This window comes from Salinarimonas sp. NSM (assembly GCF_052380005.1).
Classification (GTDB): Bacteria; Pseudomonadota; Alphaproteobacteria; order Rhizobiales; family Beijerinckiaceae; genus Salinarimonas.
The window spans coordinates 38,285-57,580 of sequence record NZ_JBQTCJ010000018.1; the positions used below are offsets into that span (position 1 = coordinate 38,285).

General features: G+C 73.1%; 12 protein-coding genes. 6 read left to right on the forward strand and 6 right to left on the reverse strand.

Annotated features, from left to right (window positions below; genetic code table 11):
• Window positions 1-77: 77 nt before the first annotated feature.
• The gene (locus ACTZWW_RS09140; RefSeq protein ID WP_444780639.1) at window positions 78-827 is read right to left on the reverse strand and encodes a DUF429 domain-containing protein; all 750 of its coding nucleotides are present in this window, start codon (window positions 825-827) and stop codon (window positions 78-80) included.
• A 146-nt stretch (window positions 828-973) separates the two neighbouring features.
• On the opposite strand from ACTZWW_RS09140, the gene ACTZWW_RS09145 reads away from it, so the two are divergent.
• Window positions 974-2,713 carry a cation:proton antiporter domain-containing protein gene (locus ACTZWW_RS09145; RefSeq protein WP_444780640.1) on the forward strand — a complete coding sequence of 580 codons (1,740 nt, stop codon included), beginning with the start codon at window positions 974-976 and terminating at the stop codon, window positions 2,711-2,713.
• Window positions 2,714-2,790: 77 nt separating this feature from the next.
• Here the strand turns inward: ACTZWW_RS09145 and ACTZWW_RS09150 are convergent, their stop codons facing one another.
• Window positions 2,791-5,169 (reverse strand): Tex family protein, encoded by a 2,379-nt coding sequence (locus ACTZWW_RS09150; protein WP_444780641.1) that lies wholly within the window; start codon window positions 5,167-5,169, stop codon window positions 2,791-2,793.
• Window positions 5,170-5,472: 303 nt separating this feature from the next.
• On the opposite strand from ACTZWW_RS09150, the gene ACTZWW_RS09155 reads away from it, so the two are divergent.
• The 3 genes from ACTZWW_RS09155 (at window position 5,473) to typA (ending at window position 9,124) form a co-directional block, all read left to right on the forward strand.
• Window positions 5,473-5,871: a flagellar basal body rod protein FlgC gene (locus ACTZWW_RS09155; protein ID WP_444780642.1), complete on the forward strand. Its 399-nt coding sequence runs from the start codon at window positions 5,473-5,475 to the stop codon at window positions 5,869-5,871.
• 132 nt (window positions 5,872-6,003) lie between these two features.
• Window positions 6,004-7,089: a trypsin-like serine peptidase gene (locus ACTZWW_RS09160; protein WP_444780643.1), complete on the forward strand. Its 1,086-nt coding sequence runs from the start codon at window positions 6,004-6,006 to the stop codon at window positions 7,087-7,089.
• A gap of 205 nt (window positions 7,090-7,294) precedes the next feature.
• On the forward strand, window positions 7,295-9,124 hold the full coding sequence (typA, locus tag ACTZWW_RS09165) for a translational GTPase TypA (protein ID WP_444780644.1): 1,830 nt from the start codon (window positions 7,295-7,297) through the stop codon (window positions 9,122-9,124).
• 19 nt (window positions 9,125-9,143) lie between these two features.
• Here the strand turns inward: typA and ACTZWW_RS09170 are convergent, their stop codons facing one another.
• Window positions 9,144-10,166, reverse strand: a complete 1,023-nt coding sequence (locus tag ACTZWW_RS09170) for an alpha/beta fold hydrolase (protein WP_444780645.1) — start codon at window positions 10,164-10,166, stop codon at window positions 9,144-9,146.
• A 44-nt stretch (window positions 10,167-10,210) separates the two neighbouring features.
• Complete coding sequence (locus ACTZWW_RS09175) at window positions 10,211-11,764, reverse strand: alpha/beta hydrolase (RefSeq protein WP_444780646.1); 1,554 nt, start codon at window positions 11,762-11,764, stop codon at window positions 10,211-10,213.
• Window positions 11,765-11,973: 209 nt separating this feature from the next.
• Between ACTZWW_RS09175 and ACTZWW_RS09180 the strand changes: the two genes are divergently transcribed.
• Window positions 11,974-15,696, forward strand: a complete 3,723-nt coding sequence (locus ACTZWW_RS09180) for a sensor domain-containing protein (protein WP_444780647.1) — start codon at window positions 11,974-11,976, stop codon at window positions 15,694-15,696.
• Window positions 15,697-15,748: 52 nt separating this feature from the next.
• Entirely contained in the window at window positions 15,749-16,468 is a 720-nt protein-coding gene (gene pdeM / locus ACTZWW_RS09185) for a ligase-associated DNA damage response endonuclease PdeM (protein WP_444780659.1), read from the forward strand.
• Window positions 16,469-16,510: 42 nt separating this feature from the next.
• Here the strand turns inward: pdeM and ACTZWW_RS09190 are convergent, their stop codons facing one another.
• A complete protein-coding gene (locus ACTZWW_RS09190; RefSeq protein ID WP_444780648.1) occupies window positions 16,511-17,935 on the reverse strand; it encodes a UdgX family uracil-DNA binding protein in 1,425 nt (474 codons plus the stop codon).
• Window positions 17,935-19,167, reverse strand: a complete 1,233-nt coding sequence (locus ACTZWW_RS09195; protein ID WP_444780649.1) for a putative DNA modification/repair radical SAM protein — start codon at window positions 19,165-19,167, stop codon at window positions 17,935-17,937. Before ACTZWW_RS09195 ends, ACTZWW_RS09190 begins: the two co-directional genes overlap by 1 nt.
• Window positions 19,168-19,296 lie beyond the last annotated feature (129 nt).

The following is a 19,296-nucleotide window of genomic DNA, read 5'->3' on the forward strand; positions in this document are numbered from 1 at the left end:
GCCCCCTTCCTAGTCCGCCCCGGCGCGCCGCGCCAGGACGCCCCCGCCCGGGCGGCCTTTGCGAAAGCGCGAGGCCCTCACGCCCAGATCGCCACGGCGAGCCCGTGCGCGTCGCGCTCCGGCGGATCGGGAAAGGCCTGCGCCGCCCCCTCGGCCAGGCGCCGCGCCACGACGAGGCAGGCGAGGGCGTCGATCAGGTCGTCGGGACCCGCCCCGCGCGGGCGCTCGGCTGCGATCAGCGCGGGCGCGACCCCGGCCTCGCGGAGCAGCGCGCGGCGCGCGTCGAGCCCCGGCTGATGCGGGCTTCCGCGCACCTTCTTGGGCGTGTCGAGCGCCCGCTCCCCGTTCATGCGCCAGAAGGCGACCTCGGGGTGGCACTCGAAGACGCGCCCGGCGTCCGCCGGCCGGGCGCGCAGGAGCGCGTCGATCTCGCGCACCTTCGGGAACAGCATGAAGCCCTGCTTGGAGACCTTGCGCGGCGGGGTCGAGGTGGCGAGCGCGGCGGCGCAGGCCTGCGCGTAGCCGTCCGCGTAGACCGCCGCGCGCGCCGGCATCGAGAACACGCTCGACTGGCGCGCACCGAGCAGCGGGCGCACCGCCTGCTCCGCCGCCCGGCCGGGACCGACGATGCGCTCGGGCAAGCCGATCGGCATGTCGATCGCCACCACGCGCGGCGCCTCGGGCGCGTCGAGGATCGCCGCGAGATCCGGCGCCCCGCGCAGGCGCGGCGGCTCGGCGCCGTCGAGGCGTTCGAAGGCGACCACCCAGCCGCCGGGGCAGCCGTCGGCGCCGGCGATCCAGGGGGAGGGGGGCGTCCGAGACGTCATGCGGCGGCCGGGGTTCCGATGCGGGACGTGTCCGGTGGAGATAGGGCAGCGCCGCCCGGCGGGCACGTCCGCGCTTGATCTGGAGCATTGACCCGCGGGCCGGCGCCGGGCAGCCTCCGAGCCCATTCCACAGGAGCACGCTGCGTATGGAGCATCACGTCGGCATCCCCCACCTGCGCGAGGTGATCGTCTTCCTCGTCGCCGCGGGCGTGATGGTGCCGCTCTTCCACCGCATGCGCGTCTCGCCCGTGCTCGGCTACCTCGTGGTGGGCGGCGTCATCGGGCCGTTCGGGCTGGGGCTGCTCGCGGCGGATTTCCCCCTCCTGCACTGGGTCGTGATCGACGATCTGGCGGGGGTTCAGGCGCTCGCCGAGCTCGGCGTCATCTTCCTCCTCTTCGTCATCGGGCTCGAGCTCTCGCTCGAGCGCCTGTGGGCCATGCGCCGGCTCGTCTTCGGGCTGGGCTCCGCGCAGATCCTGATCACGGGGACGATCATCGGCGTCATCGCATGGGAGTTCGGCAACTCGATCCCCGCCTCGATCGTGCTCGGCGCCTGCCTCGCGCTGTCCTCGACCGCGATCGTGATGCAGCTGCTGATGCAGCGGCGCCGGCTCGGCACGCCGCTCGGGCGCTCGTCCTTCTCGATCCTCTTGATGCAGGATCTCGCGGTGGTGCCGATCCTGTTCGTCGTGGGCGTGCTCGGCGCCCAGGTCGGGGGGGCTCGGATGGAGGGCAACCTCGGGGCCGACCTCGCGCTGGCGCTCGGCAAGGCGGCGCTGACGATCGGCGGGATCTACGCCGTCGGGCGTCTCGTGCTGCGCCCGGCCCTGCGCATCGCCGCGCAGACGAGAAGCCCCGAGATGTTCATGGCGGCGATCCTGCTCACCGTCATCGGCATCTCCGCCATCACGGGCGCCGCCGGCCTGTCGATGGCGCTCGGCGCTTTCCTGGCCGGGCTGCTGATCGCCGAGACCGAGTTCCGGCACGAGGTCGAGGTCGACATCGAGCCCTTCAAGGGGCTGATGCTGGGGCTGTTCTTCATGTCGGTGGGCATGGGGATCGACTGGCGCGTGATCGTGGAGGCGCCGTTCTGGATCCTCGCCTCCGTCGTCGGGCTCTTCGCCTTGAAGAGCGTCGTCACGGCCGGCCTGTGCGTCGCCTTCGGGCTCGGACGCGCCACCGCGATCGAGGCGGGCCTGCTGCTCGGCCAGGGCGGCGAGTTCGCCTTCATCGTGGTGGGGCTGGCCATGAGCCTCGGGCTGATCCCGCCCGACGTCGGGCAGTTCATGCTCATCGTCGCGGGCCTCACCATGCTGGTGACGCCCCTCGTCGCGCACGCCGCGGAGCGGCTCGCGGCACGCATGGCGGGCGCCGAGGGCGGCTCCGAGCACGCGCTCGCGAGCATGGCCGAGGTCGAGGGACACGTCGTGCTCGCCGGCTTCGGCCGCGTCGGGCGGACCCTCGTCGAGACCCTGCAGGCCGAGGCGATCCCCTTCGTCGCCATCGACGCCGATCCCAACGGCGTCGCCGCCGCGCGCAAGGAGGGACTGCCGGTCTATTTCGGCGACGCCTCGCGCCTCGACCTCCTCGGCCGCGCGCACATCGCCGAGGCGAGCGCCGTCGTGCTGACGATGGACGACCCGAAGGCGGCGGAGGCCATCGCCCGCGCGATCCGGGAGGCCTGGCCGATGATCCCGATCTACGCCCGCGCCCGCGATCGCGCCCACGCGCACAGGCTGATCGAGGCCGGCGCGACCGTCGCGGTGCCGGAAGCCTTCGAGGCGAGCCTCCAGCTCGCCGGACGGGTGCTGGAGGGCTTCGGCATCGGCGAGGAAGTCGTGCGCCGGCGCCTCGACCAGCAGCGGGGGCTGGAGGAAATCACCTGAGGCGACGCGGGACCCTCTCCCCTCTCCCTCGGGGAGAGGGGAGACCCGCGCGCCCTTCGTCGATGCGGACGCCCGCCTCACGTTCCGCGGCGGTCTCGGTCCTGGGCGCGGCGCAGCGCATCGGCGAGCGCGCCGCCGGCCGAGGCGGCACCCGAGCGTTCCCGGTCGGCGCGAGGCTTGCCGGCCTGCGGCGTGCGCGCCGGTTCGGGCCGGCCGCCGCCTGCGCCCTTCTGCACAGGGCGTCGCTCCTGCCCCGGCTCGTCGGAGAGCCGCATGGACAGGCCGATGCGCTTTCGCGGCACGTCGACCTCCATCACCTTGACCTTCACCACGTCGCCGGGCTTGGCCACGGCGCGCGGGTCCTTCACGAAGCTCGTCGACATGGCCGAGACGTGGACGAGCCCGTCCTGGTGGACGCCGACGTCGACGAAGGCGCCGAAGGCGGCGACGTTCGTGACGACGCCCTCCAGCACCATGCCGGGCCGCAGGTCGGAGATCTTCTCGACCCCCTCGGCGAAGGCCGCCGTCTTGAAGGCCGGGCGCGGGTCGCGGCCCGGCTTCTCCAGCTCGGCGATGATGTCGGAGACGGTCGGCACGCCGAAGGTCTCGTCGGTGAAGCGCCGCGGGTCGAGCGCGCGCAGCGTCTTCGCGTCGCCGATGATGCGCACGACGTCGGCCTTGGTGAACTCCAGGATGCGGCGCACCACCGGATAGGCCTCGGGGTGCACGCCGGAGCGGTCGAGCGGGTCCGCGCCGTCCTGGATGCGCAGGAAGCCGGCGGCGAGCTGGAAGGTCTTGGGCCCGAGGCCGGGCACCTTCATCAGCTCCTTGCGGGTGCGGAACGGCCCCGCCTCGTCGCGGCGCGCGACGATCGCCTTGGCGACGCCCTCGCCGAGCCCGGAGACCCGCGCGAGCAGCGGCGCGGAGGCGGTGTTCACCTCCACGCCGACCGCGTTCACGCAATCCTCGACGACGGCGTCGAGGGCGCGGGAGAGGGCGTGCTCCGCGAGATCGTGCTGGTACTGCCCGACGCCGATGGATTTCGGGTCGATCTTCACGAGCTCCGCCAGAGGATCCTGGAGACGGCGCGCGATCGAGACGGCGCCGCGCAGCGAGACGTCGAGGTCGGGTAGTTCCTTCGAGGCGAAGGCGGAGGCCGAATAGACCGAGGCGCCGGCTTCCGAGACCATCACTTTGACGACCTTTCGATCGGGCAGCCGCCCCATCAGCTCGCCGGCCAGCTTGTCGGTTTCCCGCGAGGCGGTGCCGTTGCCGATGGCGACGAGCTCGACGCCGTGGCGGCGCACCAGCCCTTCGAGCGTGGCGAGCGCCGCGTCCCAACGCCGCTGCGGCTCGTGCGGGTAGATCGTGTCGGTCGCGACGACCTTCCCTGTGGCGTCGACCACCGCGACCTTGACGCCGGTGCGATAGCCGGGATCGAGGCCCATCGTCGCCCGCGCGCCGGCGGGCGCGGCGAGCAGGAGATCGCGCAGGTTCGCCGCGAAGACGCGAATGCTCTCCTCCTCCGCCTTCGCCCAGAGACGGGCGCGGGCGTCGAGCGCGACGGAGAGCGAGATCTTGGTGCGCCAGGCGAAGCCCGCCGCCTTCGCCAGCCAGGCGTCCCCCGGCCGGCCGCGGTCGGCGAGCCCGAAGCGGGCGCGGATCTTGGCGGGATAGGCGTCCTTGGCCGTGTCGGGGGCGTTCTCGGGGATCTCGGTGAGGGAGACGGAGAGCACCTCCTCCTTCTCCGCGCGGAAGATCGCCAGGATGCGGTGGGCCGGCAGGTCGGCGATCTTCCCGGAATAGGCGAAGTAGTCCGAGAACTTGGCGCCCACCTGCTCCTTGCCCTCGCGCACGCTCGCGACGAGCCGCGCCTCGCGCCAGAAATCCTCGCGCAGCCGCCCGATCAGGTCCGCGTCCTCGGCGAAGCGCTCGACCAGGATGTGACGCGCCCCCTCGAGCGCGGCATCGACGTCCGCGACGCCCACGGCGGCGTCGACGAAGGCGCGGGCCTGGTCCTCGGGCGCGCGCTCGGGCGAGGCCACCAGCGCGTCCGCCAGCGGCCCGAGCCCGGCCTCGCGGGCGATCTGCGCCTTGGTCCGGCGCTTCACCTTGTAGGGGAGGTAGAGGTCTTCCAGCCGCGCCTTGGTGTCGGCGGCGGCGATGGCGGCGGCGAGCGCATCGGTGAGCTTGCCCTGCTCGGCGATCGCGGTGCGGATCGCGCCGCGACGCTCCTCCAGCTCGCGCAGGTAGCCGAGCCGCTCCTCGAGCGTGCGCAGCTGCGTGTCGTCGAGGCCCCCCGTCGCCTCCTTGCGGTAGCGCGCGACGAAGGGCACCGTCGCGCCCTCGTCGAGGAGCGCCACCGCGGCGGCGACCTGCGTGTCGGCGACGCCGAGCTCGGCGGCGATGCCGCGGATGATGGTGCGGGCGGTCTCGCCCCCGTCTTGCTTCGTCATGTCGCCTTCACCGAATCGCGTGCTCGGAAAGGCGAAGGGTGTAGCGCGCCCGCGTCGGCCCGCAAACCGCGCGCCGGCGCGCCGCGGGCGGGCCGCGTCAGCGCCGGCGCCGGCGCAGGAAGCGGAACGCCTCGCGCAGGAGGATGGCGCGTCGGATGAAGCGGAACATGGCTGTCTCTCCCGTCTCGTGTCGTCATGGGAGAGAACGCGGGTCGGCGTGCTCGGTTCGGCGGCGGCGCGATCCGCGGCATTCGCGCGATCGCGGCAACTGCGCGGAAAGGCGCGGCGGCATAGGATCGGGTCATGATCTCCGCGCTCGCCATCTCCCGCACCGGCCTCGACGCCGCTTCGTTGCGCCTCGAGGCGAGTGCGTCCAACGTCGCGAACCTGCGCACGACCGGGGCTCTGCCCACGGAGCCGGGCGGGCGTTCGGGGGCCTACGCGCCGGTCGACGTGGTGCAGACCTCCACGGACGGGGCCGGCGTCTCCGCCCGCCTCGCCGAGCGCCGGCCGGCCTTCGTCCCGGCCTGGGAGCCCGGCTCGCCGGACGCCGACGCGAGGGGCTTCGTCGCCGCGCCCAACGTCGACATCGTCGGCGAGGTGACGAACCAGATCATGGCCGTGGCCGCCTTCGAGGCCAACGCGGCCGCGATGCGCGCCGCGCGCGAATTGGCGCAGACGCTCTTCGACATCGAGGCCTGACGCGGGCGTCGAGCCGAGACTCGCGCGCGGGTGCGCGCTCCAAAGGCGCACGCAGGCGCATGGACCCGAGCCGCCGGCCCGGATATCCTGCCGGCAGGACGGACGACGAAGCGGTTCACGGGGGGCGTCGGCATGAGTCTGGCGGGCGGCTGGCCGGGAGAGGCCGTGGCGCGAGCGCGGCGGCGCCTCGGCATGGCGTGGTGCGCGGGGGCGATCGCCGTCGCCTGCCTCGCGCCGTGGCTCGCCGCGCCGGCGGCCGCACAGAGCGCGCCTGGGACCCCGGCGTCCACGTCCGGAGAGGCCTGCCCCTACCTGGTGGACGGCGAGTGCGACGAGCCGGGCATCGGCACCGGCGCCTGCCCCGCCGGGAGCGACGCCTGGGACTGCCGGCGCGAGGGCCCGCTCGCGGCGAACGCCTGCTTCCATGCGCGCGACGGGCAGTGCGACGAGCCGGGCACCGGCACGGGCCTGTGCCCGCCGGGCACGGACACGAAGGATTGCCGCGGGCGCCCGAGCCCGGCCTTCTCCGGACGGGACGACCGCGTGTTCGTCGACACCCTGCGCGCGCCCTGGAGCAGCATCGGACGGCTGGAAACCGAGACCGGCCATTGCTCCGGGGTGCTCGTGGCGCCGCGCATCGTGCTCACCGCCGCGCACTGCTTCTTCGAGGAGGAGAACTCCAACGTGCGCGAGCGGGCGCTCGAGTTCATCGCCGGGCTCGACGGCCCCCGGGAGGTCGCGCGCAGCGCCGTCGTGCGGGAGATCCTGCCCGAGGGGTTCGACAACGCGCGCCACGCCGAGACGAGCGCCATCGACGGGCTGGACTGGGCGTTCGCCGTGCTGGCGGACCCGATCGGCGACCTCGCGGGCTTCATGCGCATCGACCCCGGCAGCGCCGAGGACCTGGAGCGCCGCTTCGACGCGGGCGTGCTCGCGGCGGTGAGCCAGGCCGGCTACAGCGCCGACAGCCAGACCAAGCTGACCGCGCACGAGGGCTGCGCGGTGCTCCGCCTGTTCGAGGACGGCACCTTCTTCCACGATTGCGACGCCATCGACGGCGATTCCGGCTCACCGCTCTTCGTCCCGGACGGGGATGGCTTCCTCGTGCTCGGCATCATGTCGGCGAGCTATCCCGACGGGGACGGGCAGAACGAGATGGCGGTCAGCGCCCACCGCTTCTACGACGCCTGGCGCGACCTGCTCAAGGAGGTGCGCTGACGCGCATCGGCCTCGCACGAAGCGGCCGCGCCCTCGCCGGGAGCCGCTCGCGAACGGACCCGCGGGCGGACCCTCTCTTGCATCCTCACGGCAATCCCTATATGGGCGGCAGACGTTCCCCGCCCCATCGCGCATGTCATAACGCGGTCATGGCCCCGCCGGCATACCGGCGCGCCCGGAAGGCGGCTCCCATTCGGAAGAGACCATGCAGCTGCGCAACATCGCGATCATCGCCCACGTCGACCACGGCAAGACCACGCTCGTCGACAAGCTCCTCTCGCAGTCGGGGGCGTTTCGCGAGAACCAGCGCGTCGCCGAGCGCGTGATGGATTCCAACGACCTCGAGAAGGAGCGCGGGATCACCATCCTCGCCAAGGCGACCTCGGTCGTCTGGAAGGACGTGCGCATCAACATCGTGGACACGCCCGGCCACGCCGACTTCGGCGGCGAGGTGGAGCGCATCCTCTCCATGGTGGACGGCGCGATCGTGCTCGTCGACGCCGCCGAGGGGCCGATGCCGCAGACCAAGTTCGTGGTCTCGAAGGCGCTGAAGATTGGGCTCAAGCCGATCGTCGCCATCAACAAGATCGACCGGCCGGACGCGCGTCACCAGGAGGTGATCAACGAGGTCTTCGACCTCTTCGCCGCGCTCGACGCCACCGACGAGCAGCTCGACTTCCCTATCCTCTACGGCTCGGGCCGCGACGGCTGGATGGCCGCCGCCCCGGAGGGCCCGCAGGACCAGGGCCTCGCTCCGCTGTTCGACCTCGTGCTCGACCATGTGCCTCCGGCCGACACCGATCCCGGCCCGTTCCGCATGCTCGGCACCCTGCTCGAGGCCAATCCCTTCCTGGGACGTATCGTCACGGGGCGCATCGCGTCGGGCGTCGTCAAGCCGAACCAGACGATCAAGGTGCTCGACCGCAAGGGCAACGTGGTCGAGCAGGGCCGCGTCTCGAAGATCCTCGCCTTCCGTGGCATCGAGCGCCAGCCGATCGAGCAGGGCGAGGCGGGCGACATCGTCTCCATCGCGGGCCTCTCGAAGGGCTCGGTCGCCGACACGTTCTGCGATCTCTCGGTCGAGACGCCGATCCAGGCGCAGCCGATCGACCCGCCCACCGTGACGATGTCCTTCATCGTCAACGACTCACCGCTCGCGGGCACCGAGGGCGACAAGGTCACGAGCCGCATGATCCGCGACCGCCTGATGAAGGAGGCCGAGGGCAACGTCACGCTCAAGATCGAGGAGAGCGCCGACAAGGATTCGTTCTACGTCTCCGGCCGCGGCGAGCTCCAGCTCGCGATCCTCATCGAGACCATGCGCCGCGAGGGCTTCGAGCTCGCCGTGTCGCGCCCGCGCGTCGTCTACATGAAGGACGAGACGACCGGCGAGACGCTCGAGCCGGTCGAGGAGGTGGTCATCGACGTCGACGAGGAGCACGCGGGCGTCGTCGTGCAGAAGATGTCCGAGCGCAAGGGCGACATGATCGAGATGAGGCCCTCGGGCGGCAACCGCCAGCGGCTCGTCTTCCACGCGCCGACCCGCGGGCTGATCGGCTACCAGTCGGAACTGCTCACCGACACCCGCGGCACGGCGATCATGAACCGCCTGTTCAAGGCCTACGAGCCCTACAAGGGCGAGCTGCCCGGGCGCGTCAACGGCGTGCTGATCGCCAACGAGGCGGGCGAGGCCGTGGCCTACGCGATGTGGAACCTGGAGGATCGCGGCCCGATGGTGATCGAGCCCGGCGCCAAGGTCTACCAGGGCATGATCATCGGCATCCACACCCGCGACAACGACCTCGAGGTCAACGTGCTCAAGGGCAAGAAGCTCTCGAACGTGCGCTCCACCGGCAAGGACGAGGCCGTGCGCCTCACCCCGCCGATCCGCATGACGCTGGAGCGCTCGCTCGCCTGGATCCAGGACGACGAGCTCGTCGAGGTGACGCCCAAGAACATCCGCCTGCGCAAGGCCATCCTCGACCCCAACGAGCGCAAGCGCGCGAGCAAGCAGAAGGAAGCGCTCGCGGGGTGAGGTGAGGCGCGGCGCGGATTCACGCGGTCGGTGCGGTCTGCGCGACGGCCGGCGGCTGCGCGGCTACGGGCGTGGCCGCGCTCGCGTCTGCAAGAGCCGGTTCCTCCCCACCCGGCAGGAACGCGTCGATCGCCGCCATCACCGGTGCGCGGATCGCGTCCACCTCGTTCAGCAGCTCGTGGCGGGCGCCGGGGACGACGATGGCGTTGCCGGTCTTCAGCCGCGCGGCGAAGCGCTCCACGGCCGGCGTCGAGACGAGGCGGTCGGCGCCCGCGGCCAGCACCAGGGTCGGGATGCGGATCTCGAGCGCCGCCCGCGGCTCCTGGAGCCTGCGCATCAGGGCGAAGGCGCCACGGGCCCAGGCGATCGTCGGATCGCCGATGGCGCCGTCCTTCAGCGCGGCGGCTGCGTCGGCGTTGCGGGCGTAGCGCAGGCGGTCCGACGTGAGCAGGTTGCCGGCGAATGGCTTGGTCGCCACCGACGTCTCGCCCCCGCCCGGCACGAACGAGCCGCCGAGCCCCATCAGCCAGAACAGGGTCGCTCCCGCGTGCGCCAGGCGCGGGCGGCGCACCTGCGCGAGCGCGATCATCGGGGCGAGCGCCACGATCCGCTCCGCCGGCAGCCGGCCGCGGCGGGCGAGATCGAGCGCGATCGCGGCCCCCATCGAATGGGCGAGCACCGCGTGCGGGCGCGGGCAGTCGCGCGCGAGCACCTGCGCGGCGATCGCCTCGACGTCGCGCGCGTAGAGGCCGAAGCGGCCGACGTGGCCCTTGCGCGGGTCCGCGAGCATCCGCTCCGAGCCGCCCTGGCCGCGCCAGTCGAAGGCGACGACGCAGAAGCCGCGCGCGAGCAGCTCCTCGATCGTCTCGAAGTACTTCTCGATGAACTCGGCGCGCCCCTGGAAGATCACGACGGTGCCGCGCGGGTGCGCGGCACGGGCGGGCCAGCGCGCGACGCGCAACGGTGCGCCGTCGCGCGCGACGATTCGCCCGACGACGGCGCCGGGGGGCTCGGGATTGGCGGCGGTGGGCACGAGCTTCATGGCGCGGCGACCCTACGCCATCCGGGCGCGCGAGGGGAGAGGCGTCACCCGGCGAGCAGCGGGAAGGTGACGCCGAGCGCCCAGGCGAAGGCGACCGCGTTCGCCACCCCCGCCACCGCCGGGTGGAGCGTCGCCTGCCAGGCCCAGCGGCTGAAGAGCCCGTAGACGAGGAGGAAGGCCGCGATCACGGGTACGATGATGACGAGGAAGAACAGCCGCTCGAAGTCCAGCGCCACCGCCAGCGCCAGCGAGAGCACGAAGGCGAGCTTCGCCGCCGGGTAGCCCAGGCGCGCCGCGCCGGCTCCGCGGGTCGCCCATTCGTCGGCGAGGAAGAAGGGCAGGGTTCCGGCGAGCATGATCGCGACGAGGGGGATGCGGTCGGCGCCCGGCAGGAAGCTCGTCACGTAGGTGTCGAGCGGCCAGACGATGGCGAGAAAGCCGAAGGCGACCGCGCCCGCGGCGGCGAGCGCCAGCCGTCCCCGGTCGGCGGGCGGCGCCGGCGCGCTCCAGCCGCGCCGCCGCGCGAGGACGAGGCAGGCGGCGGTGATCAGGCCGTAGGCGAGGAAGTGCGCCGCGAGATAGTCCGCGACCAGTACCGGCAGGAAGGACGTCGGCAGGAGGCGCAGCACGAGCGGTGTCGCGATCGCCGGCACGAGGAGGACGATCCACAGCCGCCGCCAGGGTAGCCCGGCGCCCGCGGGCTCGACCGACACCCGTGGCAGGAGGCGCGAGAGCGGCCGCGCCGCGAGCACGGCGCCTGCGAGGAGAAGCAGGATCAGCGGGCCGCGCCGATCGACGAAGGGCGGCGTGTCGCGGGTGATCCCGAAGGTCGCGTCGAGCCAGGCGACGGTCTCCGCCAGCGTCTCGCGCGCATAGAGCACGCCGACGTGCTCGACCCCGTCGGCGAAGACGGCGCGCCGCGCCGTGCCGGACGCTGGATCGCCGTAGGTGACGCCCTCCTGCGCGGCGCTTCCTCGGGCCGCTCCGTCGGTCGCGAGGCCCACCGCGCGCAGCGCCTCCTCCCGCAGGCCGGCCTCGAGGCCGCCCACGACGACGAGGAGGTTCTCCGGCGCGTCCGCCGTCACCGCCGGCGAGAACATCGAGACCGCCACCACGGCCTCCACCGCCGGCAGCTCGGCCGCCGCGCGCACGACGATGTCGGAGGCCATGGAATGCCCGAGGAGGGCGAGGCGCCCGTCGCCGAGCGCCCGCGCCGCCTGCGCGACCGCGACCGTCTCGGCGACGAGCGTGCGCGTCGCGCCGTCCTCCTCGACGATCGAGCCGGCCAGCGGGAGCGGGTTGCGGCCGTGGCCGGCGAAGTCGAACGAGACGGCGACGTAGCCGTTGCGGGCGAGCGTCACCGCGAAAGCCTGCATGAGCTGGCGCGATCCGGCGAAGCCGTGGGCGATCACCACCGCCGGGCCGAGCGGCGCGTCCGCCGGACGGGTGACGCTCGCCGGGATGTGGCCGATCGCAACGCGCTCCACGACGAGCGGCCGCGTCGCCGCCTCGAGCCGCCACAGCGCGATGCCGACCGCGAGCGCCGCGAGGAGCGCGAGCGCCCCGTCGACGAGAGTCCGTGTTCCTGCGCCCGCCATGCGCCCCCGTTCTCCTCCAGCGACCCGGGCCCGAGCCTCGCAGGCCGCGGGCGCCTGCGCAACGCCTCGCGTCACGGGAGGTGCATCACCGGGTTGGGGCAATTCTCGATCACCGCTAGCGGATTTATGCACTCGTTTACCGGTGCCTCGTAGCCTAGCGAATGCCGCTTGCGCCCTCGGGTCGTCGAGCGCTTTGATCGGAGCCCGCGATGACGCCGTCCCCGCCACCATCGTCCGACGCCGCGGGCGCGCGCGCCGGCCGTGTGCGCGGGGGAGGGGCCGCGCGGGAGGGCGGGGCCCACGGGCCCCGCGCGCGGCGCCTCCTGCCCGCCGTCCTCAGCCTCGTGGGGATCCTCGTCGCCGTCGGCGCGCTGCTGCTGTTCGCCCGCGCGGAGGCGCTGCGCGGCATCGAGGAACGGGCGACCGGAGCGATGGCCGGGGTCGTCGACGCCATCGGGCTCCAGGCCGCGCTCGCGAAGGACGTGGGGCTGCACGCCGCCGCCCTGGCCGCGGCCGAGAACCGGGACGCGGCGCTCGGGGCGCTCGCCCGCGCCCTCGCGGTCCAGGCGGAATCCCTCGCGAGCCTGCGGGTACGCCTCGAGGCCCTGCCGAACCGGGCCACCGTGGACGACGCCTTCGTCGAGTTCGTCGCCCTCGTCGCCCGGCTCGAGGAGAACGCGGGCGCGGTGGCGCGTGGCGAGGCCGCGCTCGCACCCCTCGTGGATACCTCGAACGCGATCCTCGCCGCCACCGTCGCCCTCGCCACGGAGGTCGGCACCGCGACGCAGGCGGAGCAGTCCCGCGGCCATGCCGAGCAGGCGATGCTCGAGGGCGTCGCCGCCGCGTTGCTGGCGTGCCTGATCGTGTTCGGCCTGTTCCCGGCCCTGTTCGTGCTCCACCGGCAGAACAGCGAGCTGCGTGGCGCCTCCGCGGAGCTCGAGGCCGCCGCCGAGGAGCTCACGGTCATGTCGCGCATGGTGCAGGTGGCGCCCTGGCACATAGACTGCCCGTCGGGCGACGTGCGCTGGTCGCCGAGGCTGCGCGACGTCCTGCGTATCCCCGACGATGTGCCGCAGACCTTCGCGGGCACGCTCGCGCTTCTCGAGCCGGACTCCGCCGCGCGGCTGGAGGCGTTGGTCGCCCGGGCGCGCGAGACCGGTGAGGGCTGGGACGTCGAGCTGACGACGATCGCGGAGACCGGCGGGCGACGCATGCGCTGCTTCGGCCAGGCGATCCGGGAGGATGGGGGCGGCGACGGTCGCACCGAAGGGCGCGCCGCCGGGCGCATCCTGGCGATCGCCTCCGCCGTCCAGGACGTCACCGACGGCGCGCTCGCCCGCGAGCGCTACGAGGCCGCCCAGCAGCGCCTCGCCATCGCCACCGAGGGCGCCAACATCGGGCTGTGGGATTGGGTGCCCGGCAGCGAAGAGAACTGGTACAACGATTCCTGGTGGACGATGCTGGGCTACGAGCCCGACGCCGTCCCGGAGGCGGCGGCATCCTGGGTCGCACTCGTGCACCCCGACGACGTCGCCCACGCCCGCGCCCGCCTCGACCAGCACATGCGCGGGGAGACGCCCGACTACCGCGCCGAGTTCCGCATGCGCGCCGCCGACGGGGGCTGGCGCTGGATCCTCGCCGTCGGCCGCGTCGTGGCGCGGGCGCCGGACGGCACGCCGGCGCGCCTGTCGGGCCTGCACCTCGACATCACCGAGCGGCGTGAGGCCGAGGCGGCGCTCGCGGAGAGCGAGGAGCGCTTCCGCTCGCTGACCGTGATGGGGTCGGACTGGTTCTGGGAGCAGGACGCGAGCTTGCGCTTCACGCACTTTTCGCAGGAGATCAACGGCCTCTGGAAGGACCGGGCCGAGCTGATCGGCAGGACGCGGCGCGAGCTGCCGATCGTGCTGGAGAACGCGACCTGGGAGGAGCATCTCGCCGTGCTCGCCCGCCGCGAGCCCTTCCGCGACCTCGAGTACAGGGTCGAGGACGGCACGATGACGCGCTGGTTTCGGGTGAGCGGCGACCCCGTCTTCGGGCCCGACGGCACGTTCCGCGGCTATCGCGGCGTGGGCACGGACGTCAGCGAGCGGCGCCTCGCGATGGCGCAGCTCGTCGACGCCAGCCGAGAGGCGTCCGAGCGGGCGCGCGAGCTCCAGCTGACCCTCGCCCACATGATCCAGGGCCTGACGATGTACGACGCCGCGGCCCGGCTCGTGATCTGGAACGACCGCTATCTCGAGCTCATGGAGCTCGCCCCCGGCTCGCTGCGCTACGGCATGCACCTGAGCGAGGTGCTCGCGCTGCGCCGTGCGGCGGGGTCCTTCGACGGCGACATCGCCCGCTCGGTGCCGGCCTTCCTGGAGCATGTGGCGGCGGGCGAGGAGACCCGCGCGACGGTGCGCACCCGCGGCGGCCGGCTGATCGCCCAGTCCAACGCGCCGATCCCCGGCGGCGGCTGGGTGACGACCCACGAGGACGTGACCGAGCGCGAGCAGGTCGCCGCGCGCATCAATCACGCCGCCCACCACGACGTGCTCACCGGGCTCGCCAACCGCGCCTCGCTGAAGGCGCGCATCGACGAGACGCTGCACGCGGAATGCGCCTCGCCCTTCGGCGTGCTGCTCATCGACCTCGATCGCTTCAAGGCCGTCAACGACACGTTCGGCCACGCGATCGGCGACGCGCTCCTCGTGGAGGTGGCCCAGCGCATGCGCGCCCACGTGCGCCAGGAGGACGTGGTGGCGCGGCTCGGCGGCGACGAGTTCGCGGTGCTCGCCCGCGGGCGCAGCCGGGATCAGGGCTGCGAGCGGGCGGCCTGCGAGGCGCTGGCGCGCCGCCTGCTGGAGACGCTCACCGAGCCGTTCTCGATCGAGGGACGGCAGATCGTCGTCGGCGCGAGCATCGGTGTCGCGCTCGCCCCCACCCACGGCCGGGAGGTCGACGAGCTCCTGCGCAACGCCGACACCGCGCTCTACCGGGTCAAGGCGGACGGGCGCAACGGCGCGCGTATCTTCGACGGCGATCTCGACGCCGCCGCCCGGGCGCGGCGCGAGCTCATCCGCGACCTGCGCGAAGCGATGGGCCGCGGGCAGTTCGCGCTCCACTTCCAGCCGATCGTCGACATCGCGCACCGGGAGACGGTGGCCGTCGAGACGCTCCTGCGCTGGCACCATCCCGAGCGCGGCCTGGTCTCGCCGGCGGTCTTCATCCCGCTGCTCGAGGAGACCGGGCTGATCACGCCCGTCGGCGACTGGGTGATCGGCGAGGCCTGCCGCCAGGCCCGGGCGCTGCCCGAGCACGTCAGCCTCGCCGTCAACGTCTCCCCGGCGCAGCTGCGCAACCGCGGGCTCCTCGACGTCGTCCTCGGTGCGCTGGAGGAGACGGGCCTCGCGCCCGAGCGGCTCGAGCTCGAGGTGACGGAGACGGTACTCCTCGACGACGATCAGGCGCTGCTCGCCGACCTGCGCCGGGTGAAGGCGCTGGGCGTGCGCATCTCGCTCGACGACTTCGGCACGGGCTACTCGTCGCTCAGCTACCTGCGCATGTTCCCCTTCGACAAGATCAAGATCGACAAGTCCTTCGTCAACGATTTCGTCGAGCGCGAGGACTGCGCCGCGATCGTGTGCTCGATCATCGCGCTCGCGCGCAGCCTCGACATGGTCTGCACGGCGGAGGGCGTCGAGACGGAGACGCAGGCGACCATGCTGCGGGCGGCCGGCTGCGATCTCGCCCAGGGCTACCTGTTCTCGCGGCCGGTACCCCTGGAGCAGCTGCCGCTCGACCGGCTCGATCCGGACCCCGCCGACCGGGAGAGCGTCGGCGGCGCGGCGCCGGCCTCGCGACGGATCGCGCGAGCCGCGACAGCCGGTCCCGCCCCCGGGGCCGCATTCGGCACGCCCACCCCTCGCCAGGCGCGGCCGAATCGGCCATAGCAGGTCGGAACGGGACGCGAACGACGAGGCACGGGTGACCGCTGCGGCGCCGATGGACGAGCGCGAGGTGGAGAGCGGGCGGGCGCGTGGCGGCGCGGTCGAGATCGCGCTCGGGCGGCTCGCGCTCGTGCTCGACCGGGACGGCGTCGCCTGGCTGCCGGATCATCGCACGCTGCTCGTCGCCGACCTGCACCTCGAGAAGGGCTCCTCGCGCGCCCGTCGCGGCATTCTGCTGCCGCCCTACGACACGCGCGAGACCCTGTCGCGCCTCGCCGCCCGCATCGCGGCGCACGACCCCGCCCGGGTCGTCGCGCTCGGCGACAGCTTCCACGACCCGGACGGCCCCGCCCGGCTCGATGCCGACGCCCGCGCGGCGCTGGCGGCGCTGCAGGCGGGGCGTGACTGGCTCTGGCTCACCGGCAACCACGACCCCGCGCTCCCCGCGTCGCTCGGGGGCGAGGTCGCGGATGCGATCACGCTCGACGGCGTCGCGCTGCGGCACGAGCCGCGGAGCGAGCGGGGCGCGGGGCTGGAGATCTGCGGCCATCTCCACCCGGTCGCCAAGGTGCGCCTGCGCGGGCGCGCCGTGCGCGCGCGCTGCTTCGCCCACGACGACGCCCGGCTCGTGATGCCGGCCTTCGGCGCCTATGCGGGCGGGCTCAACGTCTGCGACCCCGCCTTCGCCCCGCTCTTCCCCGACGGCTTCACCGCCCGGGTCGCCGGACGCGAGCGGCTCTATGCGGTCTCATCGCGGGCGCTGTGCGGGGATTGATCCGCGCCTCGGCGGGACGGTCGTCCGGCACGCCCGGTGCCCTCACCCGGCGAGCCGCCGCGCCTCGTCCTTCGCCGCGGCGAGGTCCCGCAGGAAGCCCTCGTAGCCCGCCACCTTCGCGTCCTCGTCGGGCAGGCGCAGCAGCCAGGAGGGGTGGACGGTGACGAAGCCCGGCAGCACCAGCCCTCCCTCCTCGAAGCGGGCGGGGCCGCGGGACTTCATCAACGGCATCGCCCTGCCCGTCAGCGCGGTGAGTGCGGTGGAGCCGAGCGCGACCGTGAGGCGCGGGCGCACCAGGGTGAGCTCCTCCATCAGCCACCAGCGGTAATGCTTGATCTCGCCGAGCGAGGGCTTCTGGTGGATGCGGCGCTTGCCGCGCTCCAGAAACTTGAAGTGCTTGACCGCGTTCGTGACATAGCAGGCGTCCCGGTCGATCCCGACCTCGCCCAGCGCCTTCGCCAGGAGCCGTCCCGCCGGGCCGACGAAGGGGCGACCCTCCATGTCCTCGACGTCGCCCGGCTGCTCGCCGACGAACGCGATCAGCGGCGCGACCGGCCCCTCGCCGATCACGGCCTTGGGCGAGAAGTCCTGCGGCGGCTCGTAGGCGCGGATCAGCGCCGCGAGCTCGTCGAGGCTGCGCGGCTTCGCGCGGGCGTCCAGCGCCGCGAGGGCGGCGCGGGGCTCGCGTTTCGCGGGCATGGTGGGCTCCCTGTCCATCATGCCGCCGACGCGCGAGGCCGCCCCTCGGACGAGATCGGGAATGATCTCGGCCTCGGGCAGGTTCTTCCAGTACTTCTTCGGCATCTCGGCGCGCATCGCCGTCGGGTTGACCCGCGCCGGATTGAAGATCGCGCGGTAATAGTCGCGCCAGCCATCCTCGAAGCCGTCTCGCGCGGGCGCGTCCTCCGGGCGGCCGGGCGGGCCGTAGGCGAGCCGCTCACGGTCCCACAGGATCGAGCCGTCGGGCGTGTGGATCGACCAGAGCATCGCGCCGAAGCGGTCGCGGAAGAACGGGCCGACGGCGCGCAGGATGTGGTGCTCGGGCTCGAACCAGGCGGCGAAGCGCTCGGGATCGCTGCCCTCCACCTTCCGGAAGCGCACGAAGGCGTGCATCTTGTGGATGTCGCGGCCGATGTTGCGCCGCATGACGTGAAGCGCGTGCACGAGCGGGTCGGCGACGATCTCCGGCAGCCGCCGCTCGCCCCGCGTCACGCGCCAGATCAGCCGGTAGAGCAGCGCCCAGCGCTCCGGGTCGCGGTGCATCGCGACGTCCTTCACGATCGGCGGAACGGTCTTCGGCAATGCGAGCGGCGGCGCCTCGGCGATCTCGGCCTCGGGCAGCAGGCTCGCCGTACGGCCGTCCTCGAACACGACGTCGTCGGGCGCCACGCCCTCCGTGACGAGCGCGCGGGCGGCGCGGCGAAACCCGTCGAGATCGGCCCCGGGTGCGAGGGTGACGCGGCGCATCAGAACAGGGTGAGCTGCTCGGCGGGCCGCTGCACGAGCGCGGCTCTGAGGTCGAGGCGGTCGAGCAGCGCGCCCGGCGTGTGATCGGTGGTGACGAGGAAGGCGCGCGCGCGCTTCACCGAGCCCGCGAGCCGCGCGACGTCGTCGAGGGCGAGCCGGCGGTGGCGGCGCGCGACGAGGATCTTGTCGACCGCCTTGACCCCGAGCCCCGGCACCCGCAGCAGCAGCTCCCGGTCGGCCCGGTTGACGTCGACGGGAAACCGCTCGCGGTGCTTGAGAGCCCAGGCGAGCTTCGGGTCGATCTCGAGGTCGAGCATGCCGGCATCAGCGCCGGCCGCGATCTCGTCCACCTCGAAGCCGTAGAAGCGCAGGAGCCAGTCCGCCTGGTAGAGCCGGTTCTCGCGCTGGAGCGGCGGCGGCTTGAGCGGCAGGAGCCGGCTCGAATCGGGGATCGGCGAGAAGGCGGAGTAGTAGACGCGCCGGAGCGCGTAGCCGGAATAGAGCGCGGTCGAGGTGCGCAGCACGTCGGTGTCGGTCGCGGCGTCGGCACCGACGATCATCTGCGTCGACTGGCCGGCGGGCGAGAAGCGGCGCGCGGTGCGCGTCGTCCTGCGCTCGGCCTTGGCCTCGACGATGCGCTCCTTCATGCGCCCCATGGTGCCGCGGATCGTCGCGTCGTCCTTCTCGGGCGCGAGCGCCTTCAGGCTCTCGCGCTGCGGCAGCTCGATGTTGATCGACAGCCGGTCGGCGTAGAGCCCCGCCTCCTCGATCAGGAAGGGGCTCGCCTCGGGGATGGTCTTGAGGTGGATGTAGCCGCGAAAGCCGTGCACCTCGCGCAGCGTCTTCGCTACGCGGACCATCTGCTCCATCGTGTAGTCGGCGTTCTTGACGATGCCCGAGGAGAGGAACAGCCCCTCGATGTAGTTGCGCTTGTAGAAGTTCAACGTCAGGTCCACCACCTCCTCGACGGTGAACCGCGCCCGCTCGACGTTCGACGAGCGGCGGTTGACGCAGTAGACGCAGTCGTAGAGGCAGAAGTTGGTCAGCAGGATCTTCAGCAGGCTGACGCAGCGCCCGTCCGGCGTATAGGCGTGGCAGATCCCGCTGCCCCCCGTCGACCCGAGCCCGTCCTTGCGGGACGTGCGCTTGGGCGCGCTCGAGGAGGCGCAGGACGCGTCGTACTTGGCGGCGTCGGCGAGGACGCGCAGCTTGCGCGAGAGGGCGGGCTCCATGCGGGGAGGATGCGCCGGGTTCTTGGTTCGTTCAAGGGGGTAGGATGTCGCGGGGGGCACGCGTCGACGGCCATCCACAGCCCGCGATGCCCCACCCCTCGACAGGCGCGCGGCCAAAACGGATAAGGA